This window comes from Blautia wexlerae (assembly GCF_013300825.1).
Taxonomy (GTDB): domain Bacteria; phylum Bacillota; class Clostridia; order Lachnospirales; family Lachnospiraceae; genus Blautia_A; species Blautia_A wexlerae_B.
Genome location: NZ_JAAIMY010000081.1, coordinates 1 through 909, shown reverse-complemented (window position 1 = coordinate 909; position 909 = coordinate 1). Strand labels below are relative to the sequence as shown.

The following is a 909-nucleotide window of genomic DNA, read 5'->3' as shown; positions in this document are numbered from 1 at the left end:
AAAACGAACCCATAGGCTCTGTCAGGTTGGCGGTGCGGTGGAATCCGTTCTTGGTTCGCCTATTGAGGAAGAAGACATCCCAAAGCTGATTGGTTTTCTGAAAAAGCAGGAAGCCAACGGGAAATTTTTCTCAAAGGCAATGCAGAAAGAAACAAATACCGATATGGAGGAAGTGTAATGGCGGAGGGGATGAGGTTTTCATTCCCTTCATTGCTTTTTTATGAAGGGCGCACTTATGGACAACCAGAGGTCGTCCCAATAAGTTTGCCACAAGTGGCAACCGGTCTGCGCTCACGCTTGCCGGGCTCGTTCCGTCGGCGGGGCTTTCAGCCAGACCTGCTCATGCCACAGGAGGCACTCTTCGCCAGAGAGGCGCATTCCATGCAGGCTGCTATGCGCAGGGCACTCTTACGCAGAGGGCGTTCCGGCAATGCTGCCTTTTCTAAAATCGAAAGCAATGTTGCCGGAAATCTATACCGGATGTGCAGAAAGGAGGAATCCAGATATGGCGATTTTTCATTACACAATCAAAATAGTCGGACGAAGTAAAGGGAAATCTGTTATCTCCGCTTCCGCATATCTCAATGGAGATGTGATGAAAAACGAGGAAACCGGGAGAATCAGTTATTACACTTCCAAAAAAGAAGTGGTCTACACCAGTCTGATGATGTGTGAAAACGCACCTCCTGAATGGCAGATAGTACCAGAAGAAAATATAAAACGCTTTCAGGAATCTGTCCGATACAAAAGGTCAGCAGATAAAGAAGCTGCTTTAGAAAAATTTAAAATCACATTTCAGAAACAAAGGTTATGGAATGAGGTATTGAAGATTGAAAAAAATGCAGATGCCCAACTTGGCAGGTCATTTGAATTTGCCCTTCCCAAAGAATGGAACAGACAGGAACAAAT

The 909-nt window shown here is 45.7% G+C and carries 1 protein-coding gene and 1 pseudogene; both read left to right on the top strand.

Features of this window, described 5'->3' with window-relative positions:
• Positions 1-178 (top strand): annotated as a pseudogene (locus G4417_RS16485) (relaxasome subunit MobC); the annotation flags it as partial.
• 327 nt (positions 179-505) lie between these two features.
• Positions 506-909: MobA/MobL family protein (locus G4417_RS16480; RefSeq protein WP_173684235.1), on the top strand; the 404-nt coding region annotated here is incomplete at its 3' end.